The organism is uncultured Neptuniibacter sp. (genome assembly GCF_947498015.1).
Lineage (GTDB): Bacteria > Pseudomonadota > Gammaproteobacteria > Pseudomonadales > Balneatricaceae > Neptuniibacter.
Window position 1 is genome coordinate 182,779 of the sequence record NZ_CANMIR010000003.1, and the last position, 23,838, is coordinate 206,616.

Consider the following 23,838-nt stretch of genomic DNA (forward strand, 5'->3'; position numbering starts at 1 on the left):
CTTAGCTATTCACCTGAATCGACTGATCGATCCGCAGATGCTTGAGTAGCTCTAGGGGTTGCCCATGCACACCGATCAAACTCAGCGTCCGATTTATGCTCCGCAGGCGTTTGAAAAGGAACACGATGGCACCGATACCGGAAGAGTCGATAAATTCAATCAGATGCATATCGATCACCACATCTGATTCATCCTGGATCAGTGCATCAAATCGTGGACGTAAAATCTCCACTGCGAGTGCATCCAGTGAACCCTCAATTTCAAGATAAAGATCTGCTTCAACTTTGGCCGCAATAGACATAACAACACTCCTGTATGGATCATAATTCTATTTAGAAGTGATACAGCAAAGCCTATGCCATTGGATTATCTATCTGAAAATAAAGAAGATTATTATAATTTTCTGTAAGGATGGGGTATGCAAATTTAAACCTGTTCTCATTTTGAGAATCAGGATGAGAGTATAGGGGGCAAATCACGCTGGTTCAGTATAACTCGCATTCACCCCTTAGAATCACGCCATCGGTGCCAAGGCGGGTAAAGAGATCTAACTGCGGTTTGTATGTAACGTCACTACGGTTTTTCCGGTTTGATTTCACTGAGCAAAACATGAACGATCACTTAGCAATTAGATCTTCACGAATTTCTGCGATTGATTAGCCATGATAAAAAGCTGAACAGCACTATTCCGATTAGGCTGGCTGCATAATCGACCAGATCAACTGTACGACTGGGGAAAAATGACTGACTCATCTCCTCCAGGGTCACAAAGACCCATACCGATAGGGTGCCTAAGTAACAGGACCCGTTGTAAATGGCTAAGGTTTTACATCGGGTCGATAAATTTAGCAGCAAGGTAAAAAAACCAAACAGGGTGATATGGCTGATCTTGTCTCCATGAGGCAGGTTACGTGCAAGGCTGAAGAACAGTGTGTCCTGATCCGTATTCGCCATATAAAGTATCCAGGCGATAAAGCCGCCGCAGCTGATAGTCATTGCAATAAGAGCACGGTGCAGGGTTACCCCTGCTGTTTGTTGAACCTTTGACTTAACGATCATCCTATTGCCCACGACCGCAAATCATCACCAAAACGGTTCTCATCATGATGTTCAGATCTGCGCGAATCCAGGTGAGCAAACTGCCTAAACTCAGCGCATAGGCGTGATCAAAACCAACCTTATTGCGTACATCTTCAATATCACGATCATAGCCCTGATTTACCTGTGCAAGTCCGGTAATACCCGGTTTCAATCCCCAGGTACGCTCGGAAAAGTAGGGAATAGCGTGTTCCAGTTTCTGATAAAACCCAGGGCGTTCTGGCCGTGGGCCGATCAGGGACATATCGCCTCGCAGTACATTGAACAGCTGCGGCAACTCGTCTAATCGGGTCTTGCGAAGAAACAACCCGACCCTGGTGATTCGCGGATCGGCTGATTGTGCCCAGACTGCACCCGTTTTCGCTTCGGCATCCAGATGCATGGTACGGAATTTATACATCCAGAAGATATCTGTTTTTTGTAGATCTGCATGTCCGATCCGCATCTGTTTAAACAGAATAGGGCCAGGTGAATTAAGATAGATGGCTGCCGCAATAAAGGGCAATAGACAGAGGCAGAGCATCAGACCTAGCAGAGAGAGCAGGATATCCATGCCACGTTTTGCCAACAGTACCGGTGTAGGGATATAGCTATTCATGATTGTGTACCTCAAAAAATACAGTGGAACGGGTTCAGGATTTAGAGACCGATTGCCAGTGACCACGATCCAACCCTAGTAAGTAGCGAAGGGTTCCTATCAGGCTGCTGTAGTAACCGTTGATCAGATAGAAAACGATCTTGATGGGTTTCAGAAACCTATACCTGTTAAGGAGTCTCTCTGGTAATAAAAGGCTGAGACGAGCAAGCACAATCCCCGTCAATTGCAGAATCGTCAGAATAAGAAATGCTTCTGAATCCAATGCCAGCAGGGCAGAGACGATTAGCTGTGTCAGTAGAATCAGTGGCATCAACGCTCTAAGCGCCTTACCCGAAAGAAAGCTGAATGCAGTGCCTCCCAGCATGGGCGAGAGCAACTTCGGTAATCGCAGCAGTTGCTGGAGGTTTCCAGCTGCAATCCGGGTACGTCGCTGTGAATCCATATTAAGGCTCGCCTTTTCCAGCTCGAGTGCAACCAGATTGCAGTCATAACGTGCCTCATATCCCCGACAGACGATCTCCATCGGTAGGATAAAGTCGTCATTAATCGTATCTGCGGGCATCGGCTGAAAAAGATGACTACGAAATAGGTAGAGCGCGCCATGTACACCAATGGGGCTCCCGATGGCTGCTTCGCCACGCTTGATGTTGATCTGGTAATCCCAGTATCGCTGCTCACCCTCACTGCCGGGGTTAAGCAGTGTGTAGGTGGCGGCAACTACACCCACTTGAGGGTCTTCAAAATGTTGGTGAGCGAGTTTAAGGGCATCAATAGAGATCAGTGCAGATGCGTCGCTCAGGGCGACTATGTCGGCATTAACCTCCGGGATAAGGCGGTTAAGTAACGCCACTTTGCCATGATTCTCTTTAAACTCAATAATCTGGATGTTCAGATGTTCTGCCTGCCACTCTGCAGCAACCTCTCTTGCTAATGCAGCGGTGTTGTCTTTACAACCATCGCAGGCGATCACCAGTTTGAGTTTATCGCTTGGGTAATCGAGGCTGGCTACATTACGGATCTTATCCGCAATCACACCCGCTTCGTTGTAGGCGGGTACCACGATGGTGACCCTCTTTAATGCTGAGTCCGACGGTGTTTGCGGAGCTCTTTCTACTGCGCGTTGTTGCAGACGAAGCATAATGATCGGATAGATCAGATGATGATAGATAATCAGGCACCAGAGCAGTGCCAGTGAGCAGAGCATCCAGGTCGACATGTTACACCTCCTGAGGAAAAGCCAGTAAGTTGAAGTAAGCGTTGGCAGTCTTTTCCAGATTGCCGGTACTAAGCACAAATTTGCGTGGGTTATGACAAAACGGCGAATAGTGCAGCCGCAGAATCGCGTTGAGCAGGGCCTGGCTGCTGCCTGGTTTGACCACCTCACAGGCATGAGGGCAGACGATACTGCGACAACCTCCCACATCAGTGACGATTACCGGCACACCGCATGCCTGAGCTTCCAGAGGCGAGAGCGGCAACCCCTCATTTAACGAAGGCAGGCAGAACATATCGATAGCGTGGTAGAGGGGTAATGTGTCATCGAGGTGCCCCAGGAAAAAGACACGTTCAGCAATGCCAAGGCGGCAGGCTTCATTCTCAAGATGCTTCCGTAGCGTGCCACTGCCCGCAAGCACCAGGCTGATATCGGTATATGAACGGCTTAATGCTTTGAGTAGAAACTCATGGCCTTTCACAGATTCAAGACGGGCTGCACAACCGATCAGGGTTCCGCTGGCAGGTAATTTTAGATGTTTACGGGCATTCAGCTTCTCCTGCGGAGTAGCCGGAATAAAACGGTGGGTATCAATGCCGTTTAGAATTACCTCAGGTCGACTGAAGGGGAAATGGTGTAGCAGTTCACAGGCAACGGCATCACAATCAGCCACCAGTTTTGGCTTTATGACACGTATCAGCAGATTTTGCAGTCTGCGATTGGCCACTGCATTCAGATGCCAGGCATCATGCTCGGTATGTACATGAGGCAGTTTTAGTAAGCGGGCGGCACCTCCACCATATAGCAAGGGGCCGATATGATGAGTATGCACGGCACTGGCATTTACCTGTGTTAATGCGCGTTTCAACTCAGTGATCAGACTAAAACGTATTCCAGGCTGCTTGTTAAAGAAACGCAGTTGGCTTTGCACCGTTTTAAGCCTTGGCCATTGTTTTAGCGTACTCTGCTCTTCGCCCTCTAGGCTAAAGATATAGACTTTGGCTTTGGAACGGAGCTGCAGGAGCAGATCCAGGGCCATAGTTTCAATGCCCCCGGGGCGCAAGTGTTGTACTACCTGTACGATGACGGGTTTCATGATCGTGGCTCCTCTGCAAGGTCAGATTGATTATTCATAGATGGGATTCGGGCCAGAACCGGGACGTTGAGCATCTCACTCAAAGTGTCTTTGCGGCGGATACTGGTATCTAAAAGCTCAGCGACAACAGCCAGCCCCAACCCCAGCCCGATGCCTGCAACCAGTCCAGCCAAAACAAAGATCGGTATTGGTAAATTGATCGGCGCAAGGGGATCAAACGGCGGATCGATCAGTTTGACCCGCTCACTCTCTTCGTTTTTGCCCAGGGAACGGGTCACACGTGCCATCTCATAGCGCTCAGCCAGCTCCTGATAGATCTTCTGGCGAACCTGTATATCTCGCTCCAACTCTTTGAGTCGACGCTCATGCTGTCCATACCCATTAACTTTATTCTGTAGTTTTGCGATCTCGCTGTTGAGTGAGCTGACCTCCTGGCTAAGGCGCTCTATATGGTCATCCGCCTGCTGCAGGCGTTCCAGTTGTGAAATAAGCAGAGGGTGCTGAGTAGGGCCCTGCTCATTTTCCTGTGTGGTAGTTGCGATCGCCCAAAGACGTTCAAGCCGTGCTTTCTTCAAACCGCCCTGATTAAGCTGTTGCATCTGGGCCAGTATCCGGTTTCGCTCCTTCTCAAGGGATTCCAACCTCGCCAGTACGTTCTGAACCTGACTGTGCTGATCGGTATAGCGGGCCCTTAGCTGGGTTAACTCAGCCATCACGTTAATGATCGATTCTTCAATTTTCCCTACAACCGGATTGGTTTGAGAGAGGCGCATAGCGAGACTCGCTTGAGCTGCTTTAGCCCCCTCTAGTTCGATACGACGCTCCGCCATATAGCTCTGGAGTTCAGACAATCGGGCGACGTTGGCACTGTGTAATCCGGGTAGTTCACTGGCGTAGCGATTTTTATACTCTGCCAGCGCCTGCTCTGATGCTTGCAGATCTATCCGGCGACTTTCGAGTTCTTCAGACAGAAAACTCTCAGACTGAATAATCGAGGAGCGTTGTGGTGCCAGTACACGCTCAACAAAACGCATACTGACCATTGTAAGAGTGTCTTTCATCTCCTGTTTATCTTCCGAACGGTAGGTGATTTTGATCAGGTTATCGCCCACCAGGCGAGCATTGAGTGCGCGGGATAACTCCGAGATGATCCACGCTCTCTGTTTCTCATCCATCTCCTCAGAGATCAATTCTCGTTGCAAAGCAACATCAGCAAGAATGTGGCGACTGTGGAGCAGGGCGTTCAGTGCCTCCATACGGTTACGGAGGTTCGTAGCGATCGCCAGATCTTCGAGAAACGGGTTATGTTCAGACGCCTCCTGAAACAGAATCGTCGTGCTGGTTTCATATTTCTTCGGAGATACGAGCCCAACAGCGAAGCCGACAAAAGGCATCAGCAGTGTAGGAAGTACGATTAGATAGCGGCGGCGCCATGCGGCCCACAACAATGAAGCGATATTTTTAACGAATGCGCTTCTGATCATCATTCACTCCTTGGATCATCCACCAGCAGCATCTGAGCGGTAAAGCCGAACCTGATCAGGTAGCAACTGAGGAGAGAGCATGATCTCACTGCTAAATGAGCGTTCACGTAGAAACTGACTGATCTGCTGACAGCGCCGAACACCGATCGTCGCGGCGGTAAACTGGTCAGGACCAGAGGCGGGTGCACAGGCGAGATAAAGTGTTTCTGGATATTTCCGGGAGAAGCTCAGGATCTGCTGTTTTTCTTCAGGATTGAGTTGATGTCGATCACCTTCAAACTGTAGAAAGAGGTCTGAACGAACGGGTGAAGATGAACTCTGCTGCCGGGCATTTAAAAGCAACTGATCAATACTGATCTTTCCAGGCGGTTGAGCGTCAACCTGATCAGACATGCTCAGATTTATCGGTTTGAGATTGGTAACACAGCCGGTCAACGGCAGCATGCCGCTTATTAGAATCAAAGTCCTGATGGTTTTCAGGTTGGGTGTTTTCATAACAATCTCCAGCAGATCACAACCTATAAGTTTATTGCTGTAGATATTGCATCTATTGGGCCAGTCGCGAGACATCCTGAAATATTAAATGCATTTCAATGGGTTACGAGTGCTACATAAAGTCACGCATTGCTATATTTTTTGTTATGCAGGGGAAGAATGCAGTCTGTGTCGCAAATTGAGAATCGTTATGGTGAGGTGGTGGTGTGGCTTGCAGGGCAGGTCAGCGCCTACCCTGCGGGCTGGTTATAACGCTGCTAAGACCTCTTTCAAATCTTCAGCGCGGTTGTACCAGCTCTCTCTGGCAACACGCTTCTGTCTGATATCACGCAGTAATTTAGCGTGATATTTGCAGTGGTACTGGGCCTCGATTGCCTGTACGAAATACGCAGCACTATTACCCACTCTTATCAGATCCCGATAGCCATCAAGCGATGGAAAATCGGTGCTAACCACCGGGCTTCCCGCGGCCAGGTACTCTCTGAGTTTGAGTGGATTACAGGCGTTAATCTGCTTATTTCGCAAAAACGGAAGCAAGCCGACATCCCAGTGCTGGCTATACCGAGGTAGTTCCTGATGGGGGCGCGGACCAAGCCACACTATATTAGGTTCTGCCAACAGAGCACTGATATCGGTATGAGCCGGGCCAATCAATACAAATTTCCAGTGTGGAAGCAGGCGCGCCGTCTCGATCATTAAATGCTGATCAAACCATCCCGCCAGCGCACCATAAAATCCAGCAACAGGGCCGCTAGGGAGATCTTCTGCGACCACCGCCGGGGTCGAGAACAGTTCATAATCAACACCATGTGGCAGCACCATGGTTTTATGCGCAGGGAATTTTTTCGCCAGCGTAGCACTGGCAGTAATAATCAGTTGGCATTTCGCAGCCAACTCCTGCTCCATCTTTTCAACCGGTTCATGATCAACGCCATCCAGCGCTGAGAAGTCGTCCCCACAGTAGTAGATCGCAGCACGTTCTCCGAGGTTACCGACCAGATCAACAGCAGATGGTAGAGAGGTCCAGAGTAGTGGACGTTGCTTATCTCCGCTGCTGAGCAGTGGGCTGAGTTTACGACTTAATAGGCGCTGATTACACCAGCGTGCTATCGAACTCCCTGGAAGAGGTAGTGTTAGCGGGCTAACCAACTGAGGGGTTTGCGGTTCAGCCTGATCTGCTTTACTTTCGGAGATGAAATAGTCGTGTAGTTTAGTCCAGACCCTTTTGAGATCACGCAAGTTGAGCCGGGGGCGACGTAAACCCAGAGAGTTGACCCAAACCACTTCCTGATCAGTGAGCAGGTGTTTGATCAGGTGCTGTGTGCTACTGGGGTGTTTACCCCAGTCTTCACCAAATACGAGCATATCGATATTCATGCTGCACGCTCCTCAGCAACCTTGAGGCTGGATCGGTTGTCACTGTCTGCCTGACAACTCACTGTATTTGGCAGGGGCTTGATCACCTTAGCTGGGACACCAGCAGCGATTACGAATGCTGGCAGGTCCTGAGTCACCACACTGCCTGCAGAAACGATCGTGCCTTCTCCTATGGTGACACCTTTCAACACTGTCACCCCTGAGCCAAGCCAGACATCGTTTTTCAGCACGATCTCTCCAATCTGATCATCAGTATCTGGTAGCCCTTTTGCCCGGGCAGCCGGGTCAACGGGGTGGCCCGGATACCCTGCAAGAAATCCACGACCCGCGATTCGGACATTGTCTCCAATCACAACCTTACTCCCGACCGCAATTGTCGTTTGCCAGGCGATACCCACGTTATTGCCGATGATCAACTGTGGTGTATCACTGCCGCTCCAGCGACCGGAAAAGGTGGTTTGACCTGAGAGCCTGCAGTTGTCCCCCATGCTGATATCCAGAGCGCCCTGAACCAAAGGCATGCCACCGTATAGGTAGAGGCGCTTACAACGTCGACTAAGCCGGGTTTTAAACATCGGGGTCCAGTAGAGTACCCGCGCGATCGTACTCATTCCGCTCATCACACACTGGTGTGTCAGCCTGAGTGGTTTAAAGACCAGGCTGATGGGTGGAATCTCAAAATGACGTAGCTGATCATGACTGGCTTTTAACGCTTTAGCCATGGGATGATCGGCTGTTTTTACCCACTGTTTTAGCTGCTGTAATCTGTTCATTCTACAGTCACCGATTTTGCCAGGTTACGGGGTTGATCCACATCGGTACCGATCGCCAACGCGGCATGATAAGCGATCAGCTGCACCGCGATCGCATAAAGAATAGGGGTAAGCCGGCTATCGCAATCCGGCAGGGTGATGCTTTCAACATTCTCAGGAAGATGGCGGCAGCTCCGCTGGTCGGCAAGTACAATACAGCGACCACCACGAGCCATAACCTCCTCCAGATTGGAGAGTGTTTTCTCCAGCAACGAATCACTTGGTGCAAGCACAAACACCGGCACGCCTGGTTCAATTAGCGCGATAGGACCATGTTTTAACTCTCCCGCACCAAACCCTTCAGCATGCAGATAACTGATCTCTTTGAGCTTTAGTGCACCCTCCAGTGCAAGCGGGTAGCTGATACCCCGACCAATAAAAAATGCATTGCTACAAGCTTTGAGACTCTCACCTATCGTCTTAAACTGATCCTCCACACCCAGCGTCATATTGATCAGGCCGGGCAGGGTAGAGATCTCCTGCATCAGATGACTGGCATCACTGAAACTCATGGCGTTTCGACTATGGCCCGTATGCAGTGCCAGCTTCGCTAACACAGCTAACTGCGCCGTAAACGCTTTGGTTGATGCAACACCCACTTCTGGACCGGCCTGTGTTTGCAGGCTGAAGTGTGATTCTCTGGCAATCGTACTGCCAGCTACGTTGACGATGCTGAGTATCTTCTGCCCCTGATTTTTTGCATAACGCAAGGCGGCGAGGGTATCTGCTGTTTCACCAGATTGTGAGATAAATATCGAAAGCCCATGAGGGGATAACAGCGGGTCGCGATACCTGAATTCCGATGCGACATCGATATCAACCGGAACCTTTGCTATCTGCTCGAACCAGTACTTCGCAACCATGGCTGCGTAATAGGAGGTACCGCAAGCAACGATACTAATCCTATCAAGTTGCTTAAAGTTGATAGGCAGCTCAGGCACCTGACGCTGGGTGTGATAGAAGGTTTCACGAATCGTGTCTGCTTGTTGATGGATCTCCTTATGCATATAAAACTGGTGACTCTGCTTGCTCTGGCTATCTATCTGATGACTGAAAAGCTTCATCTCACGTTTTATAGGTTGTCCATTTGCATCTATGATGCAGAAATGATCCCTGCTCAGACGGGCTTGCTCTCCCTCTTCAAGATAAAGTACCCGGTCAACCGAGGAGGTGAGGGCCATGGTATCCGAGCCCAGACATAAGCCCAGATCACTCTGCCCGAGCACCAACGGGCTTCCCCGGCGAGCCGCATAGAGGTGTTCAGCATCTCTTCTGAAAAGAACCCCAATCGCAAAAGCACCATCCAGATGTTTAAGCGCAATATTCAACGCTTCCTGGGGAGGTAGTCCCTGCTCCAGAAAGAGGCTGATCAGGTGCGGGATCACCTCTGTATCTGTATCACTCTGGAATCTGAAGCCCTCAGCAGTCAACCAGTTCCGCAGATCGAGATAGTTTTCTATGATGCCGTTATGTACGACAGACACATCATGGTTACTGTGTGGATGAGCATTGGTTTCATTTGGCTTGCCATGAGTTGCCCAGCGAGTGTGGCCAATGCCAGCGTGGCTACTTAAGGGTTTTAGTGAAAGCTCCTGCGCAAGATTCCGAAGCTTACCGGAGCGTTTGATCGTGGTGAGTTCATTATTATTGAGAACCGCAATTCCGGCCGAGTCGTAGCCGCGATACTCAATATTACCGAGTCCTTCAAGTAGGTCAGGTACAATATCGTAGTGGTTAATTGATCCAACTATTCCGCACATTTTTGTTCTCCTCAGTTCATCGCCAGGCGAGATACCAAAGAGAGTGCAGCTAACGTGCCATAGGCAATTCCCCTTTATTATCAAATTTTTATAGAAGCTTTATGATATTAGCTGTTAGCCGATTTCTCATTTTGAGAGGCGTTTTGTTTGAGACGTCGGCACTGAGACAGTGCTATCGCCAGAGAGAGAAGGATGTAAACTGGCCAGGTAAAGCCCATCGTCAGAAAGGTTCCTGAGACACAGAAGCCAGCCAAGCCTGCTTGTACTGATTGCGCACATGCATAAAGTGCAGGTGAATAGTGTCTGCCAGCTTGTGGCTTGAAGAAGGAGACGCTCTGAATAGCGATTCGTAGTATCTGTATGATTAAGGTGACAAATACAATAAACCCCAGCAGCCCCGTCTCAGCCAAAATACCAAACCAGGTACTGTGAACCGCATGATTCCTGCCATCCCAATGGGGACTATATTCAAAATAGTTTGAGATGAAATTGTTAATACCAACCCCGGTTAGAGGGTGATGGATCGCCATACCAAGTGCCGCTTGCCACGCATAGATTCTTCCCATGGCCGATTCATCAATCCCTTCCTCATGGGCGCCCCCGGAGGCTCGATCACTCACGCCTGCAACGACAAACAGAACCCCTAAAGCACACATACCCAGAGTGAGCAGCAGCGCCTTGTTTTCTACCCTGCGCCAGGCAAATACACCACCAACCGCACAGATACCCAGCAATCCACCACGGCTCTGTGTGGCGATGATAGCGCAAGCGACCGTAATGAACCCGATCAGGCCGATCAGTTTCCAGATTTTACCGATGTCAGGTGTCAGCATGGTTGCCAGCGCAAAGGCTGCTGGAAACAGCAACACCAGTGAAAGGTCATTAGGATCACCGAGCATCGAGCCAATACTACGACCAATAGTCACCCGTGTACCCTCGACCAGCTCCAGCCCCATACCTTTGTTATACAGTGCAACTAATCCAACCCCGATGCCGCATAGGATCACACTAACAAGAACCGCCTTAAACTGATGCTCTTCCCGCAACAGCCAACTGATAGCTAAAACCATCACAGCAATTTTGATATAGGTACCGGAGAGCGATTGCATGGCAGCTGCCCGATTGGTTGCTAATAAAGCTCCAATAACCACCAACATGAAAAAACAGAGAAATGTTGTGTGCTCGCGACACCAAAACATCTCAATTCTCTGTGTAATCAGGTTAAAAGCTAACGACCCTAGTGTACCTATGGCTAATAGCTGAGGTATTTTGAGCGGGTACAACGCTGGAAACGCCTCATGTAACCGAAAAAATGAGAATGTGATAAATGCCAGACAGAGTACAAATGGCATACGCAATCCCGCAACAAGCATGAGTGGGAGCAGGGCAAGCGCAGCCACGACTGGGTGCGGGATTTTGTACCAGAGAAGCGCGAGTAGCAAAATGCTGATGAGCGCTAACCCGATCTGTTGCCAACGTTTATAGAGTTGCGCCCGAAACATAGTTACCGACCTATGAAACGCTGCAGAAGCCTAACAGAACGTTGCGGTATTGGCAGTGTGCCCAACAGGATACAACTTGAAATAAAGCAGGCTATTAACCCTATGCTATGTAACACAACATTCAGGCTGAGAGGCTCAGTAGGTATCAATGTCATACAGATCAAGCCCGACGCCCCCATAAGAATCAGACGGCGAGGTCGATACGGCAGGGCGAGGGATTTTTGACTCACCCAATAGGTAGCACATAATCGAAGTGTAAGTGCGATGGAGGTTGCAGTAATTGCTCCCCAAGCCTGATAAAGCGGGATCAATATCAGATAAAGCAGCAGTGCGATGGCTGCAGCAAATCCATCTATCATGGCCGGGCGTACCGTTGTACTTTCACTCATGGCCCCAAATCCAAGCGTAGCATTGGCGTTATGGACTGCGGCCAATGCGGCAAGCCAGGGGATATAGGTAATAGAGTCGTGATAGCTCTGAGGTGTCATCCAGCGCACCATCGCCGGACCCGCAGCGGCAATCAAAAGGGCTGACAGAATCGCAATTGCGACACCCAGTGTTGCGATTTTTGCACAGCGCTGAGGCCCATGTTTTTCCTTGAGGCAGCTGAAACGACGAGGGTGCCACCACAGATCGAAAGGCTGTATCAGAACCGCCGTAATCAGACCAAATTTAGCCGCTAACGCATATTGGGCCATCTCCGCTGTGCCGACCGCATCTGCGAGAATCCAGCGATCAAAGCTCCCCAGAATAAAACCTGATATGCCAACAAAAATCAGTGGCCCACCGTATGCAGAGTACGCTTTAAATCGAGTAAATTCGAAACTTATACCCGTATCCAGCCACTGTGTTCTGATCAGCCATAGACAGAGAAGCGTTGCAGATATCAGGGTTGCACACAGCACACCAGTCACACCAAAGCCGAGAAACAACAGTGGTACGGCAATCGATACTTGTAGCGCCACACGGCCCGCAGTGCCAATAAAATAGCGCCAGGGGTTACCCTGCATTCGCAACCAGGCCAGCGGTACCAGAATGGTTCCCACCATAGAGAGGCTTGCCAGAATTAATCGGGCTTCTGTTTCTGCTACATTACCAGGTAACCATCCGCTGATAACCCCTGCGAGAAGTTGTCCCGCAAGCAGTGCTACAACTCCCAAACAGAGTGCGAGCCCAAAAATATTAGCACTGGCCCGGCGTCTCTCCTGATCATCATCTGCACTCCCGGCAAAACGAAACAGTGTTTCAGCCAACCCCATACCGATAACAATACTCAATAGATCTGCCAACGTTTGCAGCACATCCAAGCGACCATAATCTGCTGGTGTAAGGAAGTGGGTGGCAACAGGCACCATAATCAGGGCCAGTGCCTTGGAAAAAGCCAAAGCTGATGCATAAATGAGACTATGCCTGACTGCGGTTGGTAAACGATCCAAGCGGGTAATCATGGCCTTACTCCTTTTTCGGTGATGCTTTGATAGAAGCCATTTATAGACCAGATTTAATATTTCCCTATATATCAATGAGTTAAATTGGGTTTATGTATGACTCGTCTTAACGATAAGGCCTTTTTTTCGCAAAATGAGATGAATATTGATTTATACAGATCGAATCTCCTGAATGATCTGTTGCCACGGAAGGTTACGTACCTCAAGGCAGGTGCTTGTCACACTCACTCCAACAACAAGCGGATCCTCATAAACCAACCCCAAGAGATTCGAAGCGCGAGAATACAGCCTATCCAACCAGAGTCGGTATGCTGGAAATGTACTGTGCAGGCTATTATTCAATAGATAGAAGCTATCCTGACTTTTAAAACCGGGAGGGGATTCTAGTAGCGTTACCGCTTCAGAGTTATCTGGCATCGGTAATAGATACAGCAGACCTTTACAGGCCTTATCATTCGAACGATGCAGGTAAATTTCTGCCGCATAATGGGGGCTGTTAATTAACCTGTGTTGCCCCAAATATAGAAAATCCATATTCATCAGGGTTTCAGACGGACTTGCCACTCTTACTGAAATTCCAGTGTGTGCGTGTGTATTAAGCGTAACTGTTTTCAGCAATAGGCTGACCCCGATAGCCGCAGACAGCACTAGATTCTTCGTAGTGAAAAGCATTGCGCCCCCCAGAAGGATATGAACAAGACGGAGACAAGCATCAAGACAGACTGCAGGGCATGACTCGTTGTGTTATGTATCAATGCGTAGTTAGATTCATTCATAGACATCAGAGCGAGCCGGGTAACATTAAATAGGATGATGCTGGTGATCACTAATAGTAATGACCACGCTCCCTGCACCGTCAGTCTGGGAGCATAGGTTTTGCTGATTGAATACCAGATCAGGAATGCATAAGAGAGATTGGTAAGTGAAGAACACCCCTTAAGAATGATTAGCCTTACACCCTTATCATCCTGAATCAGGTTGCTATTGTGATAGACCGCTTGATCGAATAGTGAGACCAACACTGAGACCATCCATGTATCTAACGCCAGGATCTCTGTGTTGAAAAGCTGTGACAGGTTGGACAGCAGGGGATCTCTCAGCGCCAGTACCACAAGGATAGAGGCCGCCGAACGAAGGGTATGATCGTCGCTCTGTTGCAGTATCCAGCCTGCTAACACAGCAACCAATATCCACGCTACAGTAGCGCTTGGTACCATCAACCCGATCATCACGATCAAAGGGACGATACCGAATTGAATACGTTGGACGGCTTCACCACAACGATTGAGGTTTATGCTGATCAATCCGATAGAGAACCATACCGCTGCATTCACACCAAAAGAATCCAGTAGCGCATTAACAAATCCGTTTTCAAAGATTGACGCTGCAACTGGACGAATCAATGCGTTTGTAAGACCCGCATAAATAAGCGCACAGATTAGATATTTCTCGCTCCAGTTTGCAGACATGCTGGCGTTACTTTTTGAGATATAAAATAATGGCGCTGACCAGTAAAAAACCGATCATGCCTGAACCGATATCAGGCCCCGGCGCAGCGTAATATACGGTCTCAATGTACTCTTTGCATGCATTGGTTACCCACATTGATGTCTCGTTGTAACAGGCTTGAGGCCAGTCATTGGCGGTACTCCTAGATGATGTGCCCAGCCCTGCAATTATTAAGAGTACTATATTGATATTTCTCATATTCAGCTCCTCAACCCAGATTAGCTTTACGATTAACTTCTGGTCAGATATCACTAAAGACCCGCAAGAAGAGCGCCTTTATGCTGTATCGCTTGCTTGTAAAGGGCAATGATCTTTGGGCAGACAGAATCATCGCTATAGTGCCTCGCAATATGGTGATGGGCCGCAACTGCCATCGCAGCTTTATCTGTTGGGCTCTTCAGTGACCATAACTGGATGGTTTTATTTAACGTAGTCTCATCACGTGGAGGGACTAACCAACCGGTACGTTGATCTTCAATCAGCTCTGGTAAGCCTCCAATGGCATAACTAGCGACAGGGATTCCTCTAACCATCGCTTCCAGTGCAACCAGTGGCAGCCCTTCATAGCTACTGGTGATACATAGCAAGCCGATCTCAGGCCAATGTGTTTGCATATCGACATGACCGAAGAAACGGAGGTGCTTATAAGCGCTTTGCAGTTCATCTCTAAGAGGGCCGTCACCATATACATGGCAGGGGGTTTCCAGATTCAGCGTCGCTCTGGCGAAACTCTCCGGCCCTTTCTCTTCAGAGAGTCGACCAACAAAGGCAACTGCTTTTCCGCGCTGATGAGGCAGCTTCTGGCTGCTGATAAAGTTAACAATCTGTTGCGAACTGACTGGAAGTCGGGCCGATATCTCAGCGCTGACGCTGATCACCCGATCAGCAAATAGGGCAGTGATTTCATCGAGCCAGCTATAGATCCTGAGTTTGCCACGCCCACGGTCACCCGAATGGTAGGTCGAGACCACTGGTGTTCGGTTGAAGCGTCCAACTAACCTGCCTAGGATCCCCGCTTTGTAACCATGAGTGCAGAGGAGGCTGGGGGTATGTGTGACCAAATGGCCTAAATCTGAGTAGCGTTCAAGGCAGCGCCAATGTACCCCTTGAGCTGACAACGCATCTTTAAGCGGATGAGCACCGTGATCCTTAAGGAAAATAACCTCATTTCGGTAGCCATGGTCATTGAGCCAGCATGAGAGGTTTAACACATGGGTTTCAATCCCGCCTGGCCCACGACTGTCTAGTAACTGATAGATAACCCAATCATGAACGGACATAGCAGCCTCCAAATCGATCCCGGTACAGGGTAAGCAGAGCAATAAGCTAGCCAAAGATTGAGGAACATCAGGAAATCAATGAGTTAAGGGGGATTGATAATTGAGATACCTATTGAGTTAAGCCTATTGGGGACTTTATTGATCAAAATTATAAGTCTGAGAGTATTTTTCTCATTCTGAGAATCAATATGACAGATCAGAGGAAACGGTATTACCTAATTCATTGAAAAAATTGAATAAATTTATTGGCCGGATATTTGCCACTACTCCTCTAAGTCATTCCGACTAAGGAGAGAGTAATGAAATATTTGATCACAGGCGGTTGCGGATTTATCGGATCGCATCTGACAGATGCATTAATCGAACGTGGCCATACAGTCAGGGTACTGGATGACCTGTCCACGGGGGTAGTGGATTATCTACCCGATTCAGCAGAATTGATCCTGGGAGATGTGGCAGATGCAGGGATCGTTAAAGGAGCGATGCAAGATATGGATGGCTGTTTCCATCTAGCAGCAGTGGCATCGGTAGAGCGCTCTAAAACAGATTGGACAGGAACACACCGTATTAATCAGCAGGGTAGCGTTAACGTGTTCGATGCGGCAAGAAGCTGCAATAAAACACCCGTGCCTGTGGTATATGCTTCCTCAGCTGCTATCTATGGTGATAACGCAACCATACCTCTGGATGAAACCTCTACCCCAAGGCCGATCAGTGCGTATGGCGCAGATAAGCTTGGAAGTGAGCACCATGCCAGGGTTGCCTGGCTGAATCACAAAGTATCAACGGTAGGGCTGCGGTTTTTTAACGTATATGGGCCACGACAAAATCCATCCTCTCCCTATTCCGGGGTTATATCGATCTTTATCGATAGAATTCTTAAAGGCTTACCACTCAAGGTCTATGGGAACGGCGAACAAACTCGCGATTTTATCTATGTCGGTGATGTTGTTGAGCACCTGTTAAGCGCCATGTTTAACCATCAAAAAGAGGCGTCTGTATTCAATGTATGTACAGGCCTGTCGACCTCTATAGAGCAGTTAGCAAAAACCTTATCGATGGTGGCAGGTGTGGAGGTTGATATCCGCTATGAAACTGCACGGACTGGCGATATCGCAATATCACTGGGGGATCCTGGAAAGGCGATGAACCGCTTTCAGTTAAAACAGCGCGTTGCTCTGGGGGATGGGCTTCAGTTCACGGTGGAAGCACTTAAAGATAAGTTGCAAAGGACAGGTTAAGCGAAGAGGAATCTGGATGATAGACTCCCGCTGATAAGCTTTCGTACAGCGGGAGTTAGATGGGATCGGGCGGCGATGACCGCAGCCTGTAGAGCTACAGAAATTTGGTAATATACCGGGCTGTATCCAGCATTCGATTAGAGAATCCCCATTCGTTATCGTACCAGGCAAACACTTTCACAAGATCGCGATCACACAGGGTCTGGGTAGAATCAAAAATACATGACTCCGAATGGTGGTTGAAATCAACCGAAACCAGTGGCTTATCGTTGTAACCGATAATTCCACGATAATCACCCTCTGAAGCCTGCAGTAGCGATGCATTAATCTCATCAACTGTGCAGCTACGCTCAGGAATAAACGCAAGATCAACCAGAGATACATTGCTGGTTGGAACCCTGACAGCCATGCCAGACAGTTTCCCATCGAGTTCAGGTAACACAATACCCACGGCTGCTGCTGCCCCAGTGCGTGTTGGTATCATTGACGTCGCAGCAGCACGAGCTCTGTATAGGTCACCACTGAAAGCATCGGTTAGATGCTGATCATTAGTGTAGGCGTGGATCGTCGTCATCATCCCGGACCGAATCCCGAAAGCTTGATGAAGTACCTGTGCCATCGGGGCAAGGCAATTTGTGGTACAGGAAGCATTTGAGATGACACTGTCATTAGGGGAGATGGTGTGGTGATTTACACCATAAACAACTGTCGCATCAGCTTTAGATGCTGGCGCAGACACCAAGACCCGTTTTGCACCACGCCTGAGATGAACTTCAGCTGCTTTTTTATTCGTGAACAAACCGGTGCACTCAAACACGATATCGATCTCAAGTGACTGCCAGGGGAGGGCCTCAGGATCTTTTTCATGAAATACCCTGATCACATCATCTCGAATGCATAAAGAGCCTTCATCACTGGTAACACTGTATCTGAACTTGCCGTGCACACTGTCATATTCCGTGAGATGAGCATTTACCTTCGGATCACACAGATCATTAATAGCCACAATTTTTAGGTCATCACACCCTGACTCATACAGAGCACGTAAGATGTTACGCCCGATCCGACCATATCCATTAATCGCAATGCGTGTAGTCATTGAACAACTCCTGCTAGACAAAAACAGCTCACTATCAGCGTAGCCCATAAGGTAGTGATTTGTATGGAAATTACCGTAGACAAAAGGTTGCCAAGCCTTACAAATAAACTATGATATGTATCATACGATACATATTGGATATTATAATGAGCGCAAAATCAGACACGCAGCAGCGAGCAAAGGCAACAGCAGATCAGCTCCTTAAAGAGGGAATAAGACCCACTCAGCAGAACGTACGAGAACGGATGGGTTCCGGGTCAATTACAACGATAAACAAGGCGCTTAATAGCTGGTGGCAGGAGCTGGGCGAAAGAATGAAAGCCAACACATCGCACCCAATGATTCCCGATCCGGTTGCAGAGAGCGCAGCAAAGCTATGGCACCAAGCATTGGCATACGCCGAAAACACCCTCACAGAAAGGCGCGCCACCCTTGAGGCCGAGTTCCGAAAGAAAACCAAAGAAGCCACCTCAGTATCGTCCGAGGATAAGCGCGAGCTGAAAGAGCTCAGAGCGCAGTGCCTGAGACTGTTGCAAGACAACGAGCGAATAGCAGCTGAGCGAAACAGTCTGCAGCACAAGCATCTTAAACTTGAAAACGAATTGATGGAGAGCCAGGCAGCCTGCAGCAATCTCAACAGGCAGCTGAAACAGGCTGAGATCGTCACGCAGGGGAGCGGCAATCTGGATCAATACATAGAGATTCAGGTTACCAACCGAACACTTAAAGAGGAAAATAAACGCCTTAATAAACAGATAGATACCCTGATAAAAGAGAAATCAGATCTGCTTATCAGACTGGCGCGCGCAGAAAGCGCAGAGAATTAGCAGCAAATAACGATGATGAGATGCTTTAAGCGGCAATGAATGTTAACCTTGGTGCGCGCTTTTTAAGCGAACCTGGCTTTATGTTAAACGTATAAAAACCCGGATAACACGCTGAAATGGATATAGTTTTAAAAGAATCAGCCAGCAAGGAAGAGATCGTTGCTGTACTCAAGACCTGCAAGGCTGAAGATGCTATCTGTTGCCAGAGCGAAGCGCTATTCCTGAAAGCAAAAGCGATGCTTATTCAGGAAAAACTCAAAAATATTACAATACAGCTCCTGGACAGTGACGGCTATGCTATCAAGCAGGTAACCAGTAAACCTGCCGATAAAAGCAAAACGCAAGACCACCTCAACGCTCGACAGATCAAGGTAATCAAAGCCTTAGAGAAGGTTTTGCAGCACTGTAAGAAAGAGGGTGTCCAGCTTGTAGGCTATAGCGATGAACTGGTAGCGCTTCCGGCGCATATCCCGATGGAGGATATATCCAGCGCCGGCGCGTTAGATATCAACTGTCACGGCGTCTACAAAGGCGCTGATGCAGTAATATCCAGCGAAGACAGGTAAACCTGCTTTGCAAATATCGTTGCTATCTAACTGAAAACAAAAGCTATATTAAATATTTTTTGGCGTACATACAGCAGAACAACAGGATAAGTAATGAGCAAGCCAATTAGAATTTTACTCGTTGACGACCACCCGCTAGTGCGCGCAGGCTTTCAGCGACTTCTGATCTCCGACGAAACCATCGAGATAATTGGTGAAGCTGATAATGGACAATCTGCCTGTGAAATGTACACCCGCCACCACCCTGATGTGGTCATTATGGACCTGAACATGCCATCAGGTACCTGTGCAGAGGAGGCGGGCAACAACCTCAATGGAGGTCTGGAAGCGATTAGACGGATTATCTCCCACGACCCTAAAGCAAAGGTACTGGTCTTAACTGCAATGGAGATAGACCCGTTTCCTGCGCACGTCGTCAATGCCGGTGCCAAAGGCTTCCTCACCAAACGATGCGCTCCTGACGAGCTTCTGGAGGCCGTTAAGGCTATTTATGAGGGTGAAGAGTACATAACCGAAGAGATTCGCTCCAGAATCGCTGGAGGCGGCACCTCTGCAGAAGGCGTATCACTCAATAGCCTAACCAAGCGCGAACTGCAGATTTTCTCACTCCTGGCTGAAGGCCGTACCGTTTCACAAGTGGCGGAATTTATGTTCCTCAGCCCTAAAACCGTGCATGCTCATCGTACAAATATCTTCAGAAAACTAAAGATTTCTAATAATTCTGAACTGGTTCACCTCGCAATTCGGCACGAAATCGTCCAAGCTTAAGGTATATCATCCAGCAAGAGGTCGTTGTCATGGCTGTTTTGGATTTTACCGAACTACACCTGGAAACCGAATTGCTTTGGAATGAAATCTCCGTTGGCGACTGCGTCATGCTGGACGCCGACCTCTACGAATCCAATACCTTCAAGCTCCACAAATACCAACCTTATGAGGTGCTCGCCAAGGTGCATTGCATGGCACCAGAGCCTTCGCGATTGATCGTTGAATCTGATATCACGGGTGAGTTTATTAACCTTCATCCAGCACTACTGTGTAGCTATCAATCGTCACCACATCCAGTTTCACACTCATAACTAAGTAAGCTCTTACTATTGCTATAAGAGCTGTAATGTCGATATCTGGATATTCGCATAATATATGTTATGTTAAATAGGATAATTATCTATCTGTGAAAATTGATAGGTGTATTGACAGCAAAGCGACACCCTACTGTTTAGATCTTTAGGGATTCAACTGCTAAGCAGATCAATAGCATTACACAGGGAGATCAACGTAACGCTCCCGCTAAGAGATGGTTGCCTAGAGCTAAGAAGAATGAATCACGGTTTAGGTAGTTATTACACTCTGCACTACCGTGCGGACAGTGCTCAGAAATATAAATTTGTGGGTAGTACTGCCAACAGGAGAACTCTCCGTGCATCCTTTTTATGGCAGATAGTTGGCCAGCTTCTCTTTTATAAGTGTGATGAGTTCTGGTGCGTTATATTGAAATCTATCCTCTATATTGAGGTTGATGATTTTTCCTGTGTACTCTCCAGCCGTATGCTGCTCAATTCTTTCTGCGTGCATCTTTTCAAAGGTAAATACGATATCTGCCCAATCAAGCAATGCGACGGTACAGAGAGTGCTGTTATTACGACTGCACTCTTTTTTACTGACGCCGGCTGACTTGAATGAATGGCATGGATATAACCGAGCACAGAGATGTTCGGCAGTTAAGGATCGCTGGATGTTTGCAGTGCAGACAAAGAGAATATTCATTATCCGTTTTATTAAGTCCTTACAGATTGATAACAGGTTGCCTGTGATAGCATCTCAATGGCAAATAGATAGAGTATAAACACATACTCTCAATTACCAGTAGTAGACACTACTGGTAATTAATTCTGCCGAATCCTATACTGGCTCTCAGTTTCTAATACTTTCTCAAGGTTTGTTATCTGTGTCGCATAAATCCTTTCCTGGTATTCCCCTGTTTGATTCTGCCAAGTTCTTTAATCAGATACCCAGGAATGCCACATTCCCCGATCAATCACCCGCTGTTGAGGCTTTTGTCCTCAGCCTTGATGTTAAAGGTGCTCTTGATGATTACCGCTACACCAAGGATTTCCTCACCAGTTACAGCAAAAAGAGTCAGGATACCTATGATAAGTTTCGTGGAGACGCTGAGCGCTTGCTGCTTTGGTCCTGGCTGATCAAACATAGATCGGTTACAGACCTGCGGCGTCGTGATCTGGAGGAATATACTGATTTCGTAGCTAAGCCTGATCCTAACTGGCAGGCAGCTAACACAGAACGACGTTTCCTAACGGTTAATGCCATTCGACAACCAAATGAGCGCTGGCGTCCTTTCCGAGCTGCTGGCGCAGGCAAAGGTCGCCTGAATACCAAATCCTGGCAAGGTCTGTTTTCTAATCTGAGTGTGTATTTCAACTATCTGATGGCAGAAGATTACGCACCGGGTAACCATATCCCTATCGTTAAGAAAAACTGCCCTTACCTTCGTCAGGAAACCGGTATCAGTACCGCAAAGCGACTCTCTGAATTGCAGTGGGAATACCTTTTGAGTACTGCAACTTCGATGGCCGATGCAGATCCGCAGCATGAAAGGACGCTGTTTGTTATTGCCACATTGAAGTCACTCAAGTTACGTATCTCTGAGCTGTCTGAACGCCCCAACTGGTTACCGGTTATGTCGCATTTTCACCGAGACCATGAAGGTAACTGGTGGTATCGCACCTATGGTAAAGGCTCCAAGGAGCGGGATGTTTCAATCTCTAACGAATACCTGCAGTTTCTAAAGCGCTATAGAGAGCACAGAGGCCTGGCTCCCCTGCCCTCTAAAGACTCTTCAGAACCCGTCATCCAATCCCGTATACGTAATCGCGGAATCGGTAGTAGGCAGCTGCGCAATATCGTAGAGGCAGCCTTTAACGAAAGCTGTGATTCACTATTAAGGGATGGCTTTGAGGTTGAGGCTTCTGAGCTACGAGCAGCGACAACGCACTGGTTAAGACACACCGGCGCATCGATGGAGGTTGCCAGTGGTCGGGAACTCGCACATGTTCAGGCAGATCTGGGTCATGGCAGTATCAGAACCACCGATGAGCTTTATGTCGATTCAGATAATATGGAGCGGGCATCCAGTGCTAAGAATCAGGAAGTTTAACCTTGCTGTCGAGTGCAACTACGACAACGTCCTATTAATGAACCGGCTGGCCGCAGGCTAATAATCGGCTAAGTTAAAAAGCGAGTAATAGTGTGAACACACTGATTCCGCCGCAACTGTACGCTACCATCGGGTTTAGTCATCAGTGACGATTTCATGTGTCACATTGTCCACTATTACAGGTGTATCCAGGTATTCAACTGAGGGTTCAGAACCGTATTTATCCCGGACAAAACTCTTCCAGCTCTCTGTGTAGATCGCTTCAGCATGAGCACGGGATTCCCAGAGATAAATCCCCCCGACCGTATTTCCATCTTCAGACACGAAATAACTCTTTCGGTAAAGACCAGGTAGATCTTGATATTTCGGTGCCGTACTCAGGAAAATATCTCTCGCTTCGTTCCGAGTGATCGATTCTGAAAGCTTAAACTTTGTAATGGTAGTGATCATTGCGACGCTCCCTAATGCTTAGGCACATAACACCATTTTCTGGCTCACAAAGCTATCCGTAAGAATAACCATCATTAAGAATAAAATTTAAATTACCTAAATAACAATCAGTTACCTTCGATTGTATAACTAAACTATTAGATCACTTTTGCGGTTTTAGAGAGAGCAAAGCTAATGCCCAAAGCGCGAAAACGCGTGGAACATTTACCGATTATGTTGTGTTACCGATACTAACCATTATCCTCATATTCTCTACAGACTAACTCAACTTCGACCTCTGCAAGAGGCTCCTGGGTTAGGTTACAGAAGAACCCTCCATCGCTCAGTTTGGCATTGTATTTACAAGATTTACACACGCCAAACGCCTTCATTTCGTTTATCCGCTGCATTGCGAGCAACAACTTCTGAAGCGCCTCTACAATTTCCTGGTTAGTATGATCACCGAGTTCTTCACAAGCGCTAATCAACTTGGAGGGAGGAACGGATCTTTCGAGTAATGATCGACCATCACCCGTTATCTCCAGGTGTGTCACTCGTTTGTCGTTCTTATCTTGAAGCTTTGATATCAGTCCTTTTTTCTCAAGCACTTTAAGGGTTTGCGAGACAGTTCCCTTTGTCTGCCCCAAATACTCTGTAACCCCCATTGGGGTATCTGAATAACGATTGCAGATGGAAAGATAATACAGTGCTTCAAGCTGAACAGGTTGTAGCCCCCATTCAGCACCATCACTTCGCATCTCATTTCGAATCAAATTGGCCAAACGTTCGATGTATCTAAATATTTTATCTTCTCTCATATCCACATAGT

26 protein-coding genes are annotated in these 23,838 nt (G+C 48.0%); 6 read left to right on the forward strand and 20 right to left on the reverse strand.

The window, feature by feature from the left end:
• Position 1: 1 nt before the first annotated feature.
• The 16 genes from Q0882_RS05045 to Q0882_RS05120 all read right to left on the reverse strand — a co-directional run bounded on the left by Q0882_RS05045 (position 2) and on the right by Q0882_RS05120 (position 15,672).
• Positions 2-301, reverse strand: a complete 300-nt coding sequence (locus Q0882_RS05045) for an STAS domain-containing protein (protein WP_299178729.1) — start codon at positions 299-301, stop codon at positions 2-4.
• Between the two features lie 335 nt (positions 302-636).
• Positions 637-1,059, reverse strand: coding sequence for a VanZ family protein (locus tag Q0882_RS05050; protein ID WP_299178731.1), 423 nt, complete (start codon positions 1,057-1,059; stop codon positions 637-639).
• Position 1,060: 1 nt separating this feature from the next.
• Positions 1,061-1,696: a sugar transferase gene (locus tag Q0882_RS05055; RefSeq protein ID WP_299178733.1), complete on the reverse strand. Its 636-nt coding sequence runs from the start codon at positions 1,694-1,696 to the stop codon at positions 1,061-1,063.
• A 34-nt stretch (positions 1,697-1,730) separates the two neighbouring features.
• On the reverse strand, positions 1,731-2,912 hold the full coding sequence (locus tag Q0882_RS05060) for a glycosyltransferase family 2 protein (RefSeq protein WP_299178735.1): 1,182 nt from the start codon (positions 2,910-2,912) through the stop codon (positions 1,731-1,733).
• Between the two features lies 1 nt (position 2,913).
• A complete protein-coding gene (locus Q0882_RS05065; protein ID WP_299178737.1) occupies positions 2,914-4,005 on the reverse strand; it encodes a glycosyltransferase in 1,092 nt (363 codons plus the stop codon).
• Positions 4,002-5,492 (reverse strand): Wzz/FepE/Etk N-terminal domain-containing protein, encoded by a 1,491-nt coding sequence (locus tag Q0882_RS05070; RefSeq protein WP_299178739.1) that lies wholly within the window; start codon positions 5,490-5,492, stop codon positions 4,002-4,004. Before Q0882_RS05070 ends, Q0882_RS05065 begins: the two co-directional genes overlap by 4 nt.
• 12 nt (positions 5,493-5,504) lie before the next feature.
• Positions 5,505-5,984, reverse strand: a complete 480-nt coding sequence (locus tag Q0882_RS05075; RefSeq protein ID WP_299178741.1) for a hypothetical protein — start codon at positions 5,982-5,984, stop codon at positions 5,505-5,507.
• 246 nt (positions 5,985-6,230) lie between these two features.
• Complete coding sequence (locus tag Q0882_RS05080) at positions 6,231-7,361, reverse strand: glycosyltransferase (protein WP_299178743.1); 1,131 nt, start codon at positions 7,359-7,361, stop codon at positions 6,231-6,233.
• Positions 7,358-8,134 (reverse strand): acyltransferase, encoded by a 777-nt coding sequence (locus Q0882_RS05085; protein ID WP_299178745.1) that lies wholly within the window; start codon positions 8,132-8,134, stop codon positions 7,358-7,360. The genes Q0882_RS05080 and Q0882_RS05085 overlap by 4 nt, the downstream gene beginning before the upstream one ends.
• Positions 8,131-9,933, reverse strand: a complete 1,803-nt coding sequence (gene glmS / locus Q0882_RS05090; protein WP_299178747.1) for a glutamine--fructose-6-phosphate transaminase (isomerizing) — start codon at positions 9,931-9,933, stop codon at positions 8,131-8,133. The genes Q0882_RS05085 and glmS overlap by 4 nt, the downstream gene beginning before the upstream one ends.
• Before the next feature lie 107 nt (positions 9,934-10,040).
• The gene (locus Q0882_RS05095) at positions 10,041-11,435 is read right to left on the reverse strand and encodes an O-antigen ligase family protein (RefSeq protein ID WP_299178749.1); all 1,395 of its coding nucleotides are present in this window, start codon (positions 11,433-11,435) and stop codon (positions 10,041-10,043) included.
• 2 nt (positions 11,436-11,437) lie between these two features.
• Positions 11,438-12,883 (reverse strand): lipopolysaccharide biosynthesis protein, encoded by a 1,446-nt coding sequence (locus Q0882_RS05100; protein WP_299178751.1) that lies wholly within the window; start codon positions 12,881-12,883, stop codon positions 11,438-11,440.
• A gap of 150 nt (positions 12,884-13,033) precedes the next feature.
• Positions 13,034-13,555 carry a hypothetical protein gene (locus tag Q0882_RS05105; protein WP_299178753.1) on the reverse strand — a complete coding sequence of 174 codons (522 nt, stop codon included), beginning with the start codon at positions 13,553-13,555 and terminating at the stop codon, positions 13,034-13,036.
• The gene (locus Q0882_RS05110) at positions 13,531-14,352 is read right to left on the reverse strand and encodes a hypothetical protein (protein WP_299178755.1); all 822 of its coding nucleotides are present in this window, start codon (positions 14,350-14,352) and stop codon (positions 13,531-13,533) included. The genes Q0882_RS05105 and Q0882_RS05110 overlap by 25 nt, the downstream gene beginning before the upstream one ends.
• 7 nt (positions 14,353-14,359) lie before the next feature.
• Positions 14,360-14,590, reverse strand: a complete 231-nt coding sequence (locus Q0882_RS05115; RefSeq protein ID WP_299178757.1) for a hypothetical protein — start codon at positions 14,588-14,590, stop codon at positions 14,360-14,362.
• A 53-nt stretch (positions 14,591-14,643) separates the two neighbouring features.
• Positions 14,644-15,672: a glycosyltransferase family 4 protein gene (locus tag Q0882_RS05120; RefSeq protein WP_299178759.1), complete on the reverse strand. Its 1,029-nt coding sequence runs from the start codon at positions 15,670-15,672 to the stop codon at positions 14,644-14,646.
• 299 nt (positions 15,673-15,971) lie between these two features.
• Between Q0882_RS05120 and Q0882_RS05125 the strand changes: the two genes are divergently transcribed.
• Complete coding sequence (locus Q0882_RS05125; protein ID WP_299178761.1) at positions 15,972-16,913, forward strand: NAD-dependent epimerase/dehydratase family protein; 942 nt, start codon at positions 15,972-15,974, stop codon at positions 16,911-16,913.
• 94 nt (positions 16,914-17,007) lie between these two features.
• Here Q0882_RS05125 and gap read toward each other — a convergent pair whose 3' ends face one another.
• Entirely contained in the window at positions 17,008-18,012 is a 1,005-nt protein-coding gene (gene gap, locus Q0882_RS05130; protein WP_299178763.1) for a type I glyceraldehyde-3-phosphate dehydrogenase, read from the reverse strand.
• 146 nt (positions 18,013-18,158) lie between these two features.
• Between gap and Q0882_RS05135 the strand changes: the two genes are divergently transcribed.
• The 4 genes from Q0882_RS05135 to Q0882_RS05150 all read left to right on the forward strand — a co-directional run bounded on the left by Q0882_RS05135 (position 18,159) and on the right by Q0882_RS05150 (position 20,484).
• Entirely contained in the window at positions 18,159-18,839 is a 681-nt protein-coding gene (locus Q0882_RS05135; RefSeq protein ID WP_299178765.1) for a DNA-binding protein, read from the forward strand.
• Between the two features lie 116 nt (positions 18,840-18,955).
• Positions 18,956-19,405: a response regulator gene (locus Q0882_RS05140; RefSeq protein ID WP_299178767.1), complete on the forward strand. Its 450-nt coding sequence runs from the start codon at positions 18,956-18,958 to the stop codon at positions 19,403-19,405.
• Positions 19,406-19,498: 93 nt separating this feature from the next.
• The gene (locus Q0882_RS05145; RefSeq protein ID WP_299178769.1) at positions 19,499-20,173 is read left to right on the forward strand and encodes a response regulator transcription factor; all 675 of its coding nucleotides are present in this window, start codon (positions 19,499-19,501) and stop codon (positions 20,171-20,173) included.
• Between the two features lie 71 nt (positions 20,174-20,244).
• A complete protein-coding gene (locus tag Q0882_RS05150) occupies positions 20,245-20,484 on the forward strand; it encodes a hypothetical protein (protein ID WP_299178771.1) in 240 nt (79 codons plus the stop codon).
• A 352-nt stretch (positions 20,485-20,836) separates the two neighbouring features.
• Here the strand turns inward: Q0882_RS05150 and Q0882_RS05155 are convergent, their stop codons facing one another.
• A complete protein-coding gene (locus Q0882_RS05155; RefSeq protein ID WP_299178773.1) occupies positions 20,837-21,172 on the reverse strand; it encodes a hypothetical protein in 336 nt (111 codons plus the stop codon).
• 181 nt (positions 21,173-21,353) lie between these two features.
• Here Q0882_RS05155 and Q0882_RS05160 point away from each other — a divergent pair, with 181 nt between their 5' ends.
• Entirely contained in the window at positions 21,354-22,580 is a 1,227-nt protein-coding gene (locus Q0882_RS05160) for a site-specific integrase (protein ID WP_299178775.1), read from the forward strand.
• A 135-nt stretch (positions 22,581-22,715) separates the two neighbouring features.
• On the opposite strand, the gene Q0882_RS05165 is transcribed toward Q0882_RS05160, so the two are convergent.
• Complete coding sequence (locus tag Q0882_RS05165; RefSeq protein ID WP_299178777.1) at positions 22,716-23,030, reverse strand: YdhR family protein; 315 nt, start codon at positions 23,028-23,030, stop codon at positions 22,716-22,718.
• A gap of 230 nt (positions 23,031-23,260) precedes the next feature.
• Positions 23,261-23,827: a MarR family winged helix-turn-helix transcriptional regulator gene (locus tag Q0882_RS05170; RefSeq protein ID WP_299178779.1), complete on the reverse strand. Its 567-nt coding sequence runs from the start codon at positions 23,825-23,827 to the stop codon at positions 23,261-23,263.
• Positions 23,828-23,838: the final 11 nt, after the last annotated feature.

Bases quoted from the DNA above. Each gene is read 5' to 3' on its own strand.
- Q0882_RS05045 (WP_299178729.1), bottom strand. From the start codon at position 301: ATGTCTATTGCGGCCAAAGTTGAAGCAGATCTTTATCTTGAAATTGAG.
- Q0882_RS05050 (WP_299178731.1), bottom strand. From the start codon at position 1,059: ATGATCGTTAAGTCAAAGGTTCAACAAACAGCAGGGGTAACCCTGCAC.
- Q0882_RS05055 (WP_299178733.1), bottom strand. From the start codon at position 1,696: ATGAATAGCTATATCCCTACACCGGTACTGTTGGCAAAACGTGGCATG.
- Q0882_RS05060 (WP_299178735.1), bottom strand. From the start codon at position 2,912: ATGTCGACCTGGATGCTCTGCTCACTGGCACTGCTCTGGTGCCTGATT.
- Q0882_RS05065 (WP_299178737.1), bottom strand. From the start codon at position 4,005: ATGAAACCCGTCATCGTACAGGTAGTACAACACTTGCGCCCCGGGGGC.
- Q0882_RS05070 (WP_299178739.1), bottom strand. From the start codon at position 5,492: ATGATGATCAGAAGCGCATTCGTTAAAAATATCGCTTCATTGTTGTGG.
- Q0882_RS05075 (WP_299178741.1), bottom strand. From the start codon at position 5,984: ATGAAAACACCCAACCTGAAAACCATCAGGACTTTGATTCTAATAAGC.
- Q0882_RS05080 (WP_299178743.1), bottom strand. From the start codon at position 7,361: ATGAATATCGATATGCTCGTATTTGGTGAAGACTGGGGTAAACACCCC.
- Q0882_RS05085 (WP_299178745.1), bottom strand. From the start codon at position 8,134: ATGAACAGATTACAGCAGCTAAAACAGTGGGTAAAAACAGCCGATCAT.
- glmS (WP_299178747.1), bottom strand. From the start codon at position 9,933: ATGTGCGGAATAGTTGGATCAATTAACCACTACGATATTGTACCTGAC.
- Q0882_RS05095 (WP_299178749.1), bottom strand. From the start codon at position 11,435: ATGTTTCGGGCGCAACTCTATAAACGTTGGCAACAGATCGGGTTAGCG.
- Q0882_RS05100 (WP_299178751.1), bottom strand. From the start codon at position 12,883: ATGATTACCCGCTTGGATCGTTTACCAACCGCAGTCAGGCATAGTCTC.
- Q0882_RS05105 (WP_299178753.1), bottom strand. From the start codon at position 13,555: ATGCTTTTCACTACGAAGAATCTAGTGCTGTCTGCGGCTATCGGGGTC.
- Q0882_RS05110 (WP_299178755.1), bottom strand. From the start codon at position 14,352: ATGTCTGCAAACTGGAGCGAGAAATATCTAATCTGTGCGCTTATTTAT.
- Q0882_RS05115 (WP_299178757.1), bottom strand. From the start codon at position 14,590: ATGAGAAATATCAATATAGTACTCTTAATAATTGCAGGGCTGGGCACA.
- Q0882_RS05120 (WP_299178759.1), bottom strand. From the start codon at position 15,672: ATGTCCGTTCATGATTGGGTTATCTATCAGTTACTAGACAGTCGTGGG.
- Q0882_RS05125 (WP_299178761.1), top strand. From the start codon at position 15,972: ATGAAATATTTGATCACAGGCGGTTGCGGATTTATCGGATCGCATCTG.
- gap (WP_299178763.1), bottom strand. From the start codon at position 18,012: ATGACTACACGCATTGCGATTAATGGATATGGTCGGATCGGGCGTAAC.
- Q0882_RS05135 (WP_299178765.1), top strand. From the start codon at position 18,159: ATGAGCGCAAAATCAGACACGCAGCAGCGAGCAAAGGCAACAGCAGAT.
- Q0882_RS05140 (WP_299178767.1), top strand. From the start codon at position 18,956: ATGGATATAGTTTTAAAAGAATCAGCCAGCAAGGAAGAGATCGTTGCT.
- Q0882_RS05145 (WP_299178769.1), top strand. From the start codon at position 19,499: ATGAGCAAGCCAATTAGAATTTTACTCGTTGACGACCACCCGCTAGTG.
- Q0882_RS05155 (WP_299178773.1), bottom strand. From the start codon at position 21,172: ATGAATATTCTCTTTGTCTGCACTGCAAACATCCAGCGATCCTTAACT.
- Q0882_RS05165 (WP_299178777.1), bottom strand. From the start codon at position 23,030: ATGATCACTACCATTACAAAGTTTAAGCTTTCAGAATCGATCACTCGG.
- Q0882_RS05170 (WP_299178779.1), bottom strand. From the start codon at position 23,827: ATGAGAGAAGATAAAATATTTAGATACATCGAACGTTTGGCCAATTTG.